At 27.6% G+C, this 6,359-nt stretch carries 5 protein-coding genes; all 5 read right to left on the bottom strand.

What is annotated here, in order from left to right; translation table 11 throughout:
- The coding region (locus tag AC1XJX_RS13305) for a DUF2194 domain-containing protein (protein ID WP_482004478.1) at window positions 1-1,037 on the bottom strand (1,037 nt) is incomplete at its 3' end.
- A 2-nt stretch (window positions 1,038-1,039) separates the two neighbouring features.
- Window positions 1,040-3,010: a hypothetical protein gene (locus AC1XJX_RS13300; protein WP_482004477.1), complete on the bottom strand. Its 1,971-nt coding sequence runs from the start codon at window positions 3,008-3,010 to the stop codon at window positions 1,040-1,042.
- Window positions 3,010-3,825, bottom strand: a complete 816-nt coding sequence (locus AC1XJX_RS13295) for a glycoside hydrolase family 191 protein (protein ID WP_482004476.1) — start codon at window positions 3,823-3,825, stop codon at window positions 3,010-3,012. Before AC1XJX_RS13295 ends, AC1XJX_RS13300 begins: the two co-directional genes overlap by 1 nt.
- Window positions 3,812-5,425, bottom strand: coding sequence for a hypothetical protein (locus AC1XJX_RS13290; protein WP_482004475.1), 1,614 nt, complete (start codon window positions 5,423-5,425; stop codon window positions 3,812-3,814). Before AC1XJX_RS13290 ends, AC1XJX_RS13295 begins: the two co-directional genes overlap by 14 nt.
- Before the next feature lie 71 nt (window positions 5,426-5,496).
- A complete protein-coding gene (pelF, locus tag AC1XJX_RS13285) occupies window positions 5,497-6,306 on the bottom strand; it encodes a GT4 family glycosyltransferase PelF (RefSeq protein WP_482004474.1) in 810 nt (269 codons plus the stop codon).
- Window positions 6,307-6,359 lie beyond the last annotated feature (53 nt).

Genomic DNA, 6,359 nt, shown 5'->3' with positions numbered 1-6,359 from the left:
TTTTTACTAATTTTTTTATCATCCCAGTGAATAAATAAAAAAGGTGGATTTGTTTTTACATTATAATCAAATGCTGGAATTGCCGTATAACTTATATCATATTTCTTGGCCAATGTTTTCATGTCTGGCCACCAAGCTTTTTGAACAAAATCGGCAATAGACATATTCATTTCCGATTTTATAGGTTCTGCTTTTGTATCGTATAAAGGTGCTGGAAAATCATCTAAAAAGATAGTATTTGAATTTGCAATAGGATATGGAATTGCTTCTAGCCCCATTATCATGGCAGAAAATAATATTCCTCTATCCATTTTTTCAAATTCAAAAGTTGAATTTAAATTAACCACTTTCCCCTTCCCTATTTTATTTGCTAAAATGGCAGGATAGGATTTATTATTTATTGCAGTTGCATAAATTTTAATTTTTGTTTTGTCAAAATTGTCACCACTCATACCAAAATGTGTAATAAGTTCACGAGTTGCAATTCCTTTTAAAGTTGGAATGTATGATTCTGTAAATTGAATTCCAAATGAAGTTACATCTGTGGCATATTCTGAGTTAGTTTTCATTCCTATCATAAAACCAAATCGTTTATCCTCACATGCAAATGGCAAAAAAAGCGTTCCCCCATCAGAAACAAATTTTAATATCTTTTTTACTGATTCATCATTTAATTTTTTGGTTTCAAACACACATAAAACCCTAGTAGATTCGGCAATTTCTAATTTAGCATTCCATGTTTTAATATTGATTGTTTTATATGGAATTTTTGTGTAATTGGTTAATTTTTTTAAATGATTACTATATTTTACACTCATTGGATTTTCAAAGTCGATAATGTATTCTACCAAAGGCGGTAAATTTAGATCATTGTCAGCATATCGTTTTAAGGAAGTGTTTTGTTTTTCAGTTGAAAATAAATTAGCATCATTAGGATTGAGAATAGCATCAAAATCGGCACAACTATAAGTAAAAACTAAAGTTAAATATAGTAAGCAATATTTGAAAATTCGATATTTTGGGGCACGTTCTTTCATTATTAATAAATTAAATCATCAATTCTACTTGATTTGGGTTCGTTTACAATTTCATATACATCTAGCGTTGTGCTTTGATAGATATTATTTACTTCTCGACCTCGCTTTTTTAAAGTTTCAATAATATCTAATAGTAAAGGTTCCAACTCTTTTTGATCTGCAAAAGGATTATTTTCTTCCTTATTTTTTTTATAAACAAATACTAAAATACTTTTTGGAATTACATATTGTGGATTATCTATTAAAAAATTAGGCTTTTTTTTGTTATAATGATACATCAAATCACTTTCTAAATAATCTAAAAGAAAGTCTTCATAATTAATGAAAAAGTGTTTATTTAAACTGATAGTTTGCGTAGTATTATCATTAACGACTGCATAAGATAAAGGGAAATAATTATGTGTAATTTCATCATAAGCATCTAAAACAACTCGTGCTGCTTTATCAGATGATTGAATTCCGTCAAGAACATTTTTTTGAGAATATATAATTCCTGCTAATACAAGTATTGCAAAAAAACTTGCAAAATGATATTCATATTTTTTAATTCTTTTAAAAATGGGATAAAATAACCTTATTATTACGCCTACAGAAATTCCAAGGGTTATTGGGATAATAACGGCTAATGCTAATCGGAGTAAATCCTCATCTATCCATTCAATATTCAAAAAACTAAGTGTCACCAAAAAATTAAAATATAATATAAATGCAAGTGCAGCTTTCCAGTCTTCTTTTTTATACCAAATTAAAAAGGGTAAAACAAGAACACTTAACAACGAAACATATTGATAATAGGTAAGTAACTGTTCAAAAGGAATTGCCAAATTAGGCATATAAGTAAATGAAGAAACCGATATTAAACTTGATTGAAGAAAAATTAAAAAATCATTTTGATTATACATACATAGAAAATAATAGGTTGCTAGAATTAATCCAGTTCCTGTAATGTATGCACCCAAAGCATACAATTTAAAATACTTAAAATTAGAATTGCTAAAAAGAAGCGAAATAATCAAAAAAGGTGGCATTAATATAAGTAATGTAAACAAATCGATTAAACCGATTGCAAAAAAGCAAATAACAAAGCTGATAAAAAAATTGGTGTTTTTAAACTTAATTGCATCTGGCCGCATAGTATAAATCATGGCTGGAATACAAAAAGTAATTCCCATTTTAACAGGTTGGTTTTGCAATAAATAATGAAGTTCAATTGGAGAAAAAGTATATAAAAATAAGAAACCAAAAAATGCAACTAAAGGAGCAAAAACTGGAGAAAATGTAAGTTTTCGAATACTCCAAAATATAATTAAACTCAATAAAACGTCTTCAATAATCGAAAGTGATTGTAGGGCAACTTCTGGACTTACATGTAATAGTTTTGAATATAAATTGGCAAATGCTAATTCCCCTTCTACAGCAACTTCGGCACTAAACCAATTATTAGAATCAAATTGAATAATTTTATACAAATCGGTTAACCATAAATCAGATAGTAAATAAATATCATAAATATAAAAATAATAACGCCCTATAAAAGCTGCTAAAATTAGAACGATCGTTATATAAAAAATAAAAACTCTATCATCTTTTATTTTTATAGGTTTTTCTAATTGAATTATTTCTTTTATCGATTTTTTATTTTCGTTATTTTTAATAAATTCAAAGAAACGCTCTTTCGATATTTCTTTAAAAAATCTAACTGGATTTTTAAAATTCTTAATTCCAGCAACATCTAGCAAAATAAGAAAAAGTAAAATCAGTAAGAAATTGATTAAACTATATATTTTTAATTGGATGAGTGCAAATAATATAATTATGGATAAACTACCATATTTAAACCATTCATTAACAACGAATTGTAATAACGTGTGGCTTTCTTTTCTTTTTACCAACTTGTTATTGCAATAATATAAAAATAGCAACAACAAAATGAGCCTAATAAAACCGATTAATATGGTGCTAGATAGAATCATTACTTACTTTTGGGATAGTTTGGTATAGTTTGTAAATCTAGTTTACCAATAAAATAGTCAAAGTTAGTAGCAGAAAGTCGCTTAATTAATGACGCGTTTAAACTTTGCGTATCAGCATAGTCTACAATAAGAATTGGTAATTTATAATTGGTTTTCAAAACTTTTAAGCGATTAAGATAATTTTTATAATCTCCTTCTTCTCGCAGTTTATATGAATTATCTTTAAAACTATAATTTGACGCAACCGATTCAAACAAAATGGCATCAATAGTGTCATGCGTATCTTCAATGAACTCAGCTCCAGAATTTTGAATGAGCAAATGTTTTGGATATTGTTTTTTGATTTTTTTCATTAAAGCAATTAACTCTTTCCGTTGATCTTTTTGAGGCCCAAATGAACCAAAATTGTCAATATTATCCAGAAATAATCCATCAAAGCCTTTATGTAAAATTCTTTTAATAAAAAGCATCAATACAATATTCGTTTTATCAGATTTTAAATCTAAATAATAACTATTCCAATTTTCATTCTTTCCTAAAATATCATTTTTTAATAAACTATAATGAGTAGCATTTGCATTAACTTCACCTAGACTAATGTAAGCAAACACTTTTTTATTGTGTTTTTTTATTAAACTTACTTCTTCTTTACTGAAGTTTTTCTCTTCTAAAATTACATATTGATAACCTTTTATTTTTGCGGCTTCTATTTTTCCATAACATACTAATAGGGAGCTTTTATCAATTGGTAAATTGATAAAAGAGCTACTTAATAGAGCTGGAATAAAAAAGAAGAATAAATTAAAACGCCGCATAATAATGATAATCTAATTTTTTGAAAAAGAAGAATACTTTTCTCAAAGTATAAAACATAAAAAATAAGGAACCAGCAAACATTCCAAAAACACTATATTCAAAACTTATAAAACGGCTTAATAAAAAGCCTACAGTGATATTAATAACAATAGCATAAATTATTCCTTTTAACGGTTCTTGAGTTTGACCTAATGTGAACAAATATAATGTATTAAGCATACCCCAAGCCAAAAAGAAATAGCCTAAACCTCCAATATTGCAAACAAATATGCTAATAATTTCAAGATCTTCATTAAACTGACCTTTATATCCCCAAGACGCAAACATTACTTGATAAATAAACAAATATATCAATAAGGCCGAAACCAATAAAACACCAATATTTTGCCAATATAATTTGTGTAATTCATTATTGAATTTTTTTGCGTTTTCAAACTTTACTAATTTTTGAGTAATATCTAAAAATCGCGTAAAAGAAGCAATACTAAATTCTAAAACTCCTGCTAATAACAAAAACACTAAAATGGCTAAATCCATACCTAATTCGTAATCCTTTTCGAAAAAAACTATAAATGGTAATTGATGACCAAAATTAGCTGACCAAGCTAAAATTCTATCAATAAAAATAAAGAAATAGACGAAAAGTCCATATAAAAAATAACGATGGTTTTGATAAATAAAAACAGAAGTTTTAATATTCAAATCCGCTTTTGGCGGATAATTTTTTAAATAATTACGAAAGAAAAAATAGATATAAGTTTTAGCAGTTATGATTGCGACTGCAATCCCAATCCAATGCGTAAAATAGATATGTAAAGTTGAATATTTATTTAAAAGTACAGTAGTTAAAGTTCCTAAAACTACTGCTATTGTAATCATCCATCTTTGTTTAATGGTATGTAATGGTGCTAATATTAAAAGTAAAGTTCCAACAAAGAAGGCATATGTAAATACAATCAATAAAACTTTAAAAGGATAAATGTGTATAAAAACGTTTACAAAAAAGATTATTGAAAAAATGATAAATAAAGACTTAATACCAAGTTTAAGCAAATAGTCTATTGTTTTTTTAGTCATGGAATAATCATGGTAATTCCAATAAAAGGAGGCCTGTCTTCCAACCACTTGAACAAAACCACCACTTGTAATAATTCCTATCATTACACCTAGTACCACAGCAGTAGATTGCAAATGATTAAAATGAACATGTGTCCATAATGAATACCCAAAAACAATAATGGCAGCTATTTGTAGTAATACTGGAAGTAAATGAAAAATACCTAAAGAATAATATTGTGCAAAGATTTTTGCTTTAACAACCATATAATCTGAAAGCTGAACAGTATCTGTATTGTTTTCAACAAATTCTTGTTCTTTCAGGTTTAAACTATCGCTGTGTTCCGGTAATGTAGTTAATTGTTTGTATATGTAAATACCCAAATCTTGTATGTTTGAAACACCAAAATCTGATTCAGTATCGATATCCCTAATTCCAAATGATTCAATAGTGGCAACCACAACTCTACTGCTGACAGGTTTTCCTACTTTATCTTTTACACTTTGAATTAGGTTTTTTATATTTTCACTATGCTTCTCCATTTGCATTGTTAGAATACAAATATTCTATTTATTTTAGGTTAGGTTAAGGCTTGGGAGGTTTGGGGCTAAAATTATGATGCTCTTACTGCATGTTCTTCTTCTAAAATTGGAATTAGTATTGGTAATTGAACTTCTTTCACTTCGCGAGTAATCACTTGTTCGTAAACATTTTCATAGGCATCGATAAATTTACCAATTGTAAAGTTATCAATTACTTTTTGACGTGCATTTCTACCCATTTCTTCACGCAAAGCCTTGTTGTTTAATAATTCAACAACTCGCTCTCCAATTTCAACATGGTCTTTTGGTTTACAAATAAATCCACAAGATTCATCTAATGCTTCTGTTACACCACCTACATCTGTTGCTACAACTGGGATACCACAACTCATCGATTCTAAAACGGTGTATGGAAACCCTTCTGAAATAGAAGTCAAAATTGAGATATCACCTTCAGAAAATAACTCATGTGGTTTTTCATGATAACCTGCTAATTTAAAATTACCCTTTAAATCTAATTCAGCGATTAATTTTTCACATTGTGCAGTATATTCAGGAACGGCATTATTATCACCATAAACCAAATATTGAACATTAGGAATTTGCTTTTTAGCTACAGCACAAGATTTTATCATTGTGAATATATCTTTCAAATCAAAAATTCGAGCAGCAGCAACAACGGTTGGAATATTTTCTAAATGAGTTGGTTTTGGAAGCGGTTTAAAAATATTGTGATCAATACCATTGTAAATAATATCAATTTTTTCAGGATCTGCACCATACATTTTTTCCCATTTGATATTGAATTTATTTACTGATAAAATTCTATCTGCTTTATAATAAACCAATTCTGTAACACTTTCAGAAAACTTAATTAACATCTTTTTCAAGAAAAAAGAATATTCTGAAAAATTTATAACTAATTATCCTTTAA

This window comes from Flaviramulus sp. (assembly GCF_982512915.1).
The sequence above is the reverse complement of the archived record's forward strand: the minus strand, read 5'-3'. Positions and strand labels throughout refer to the sequence as shown.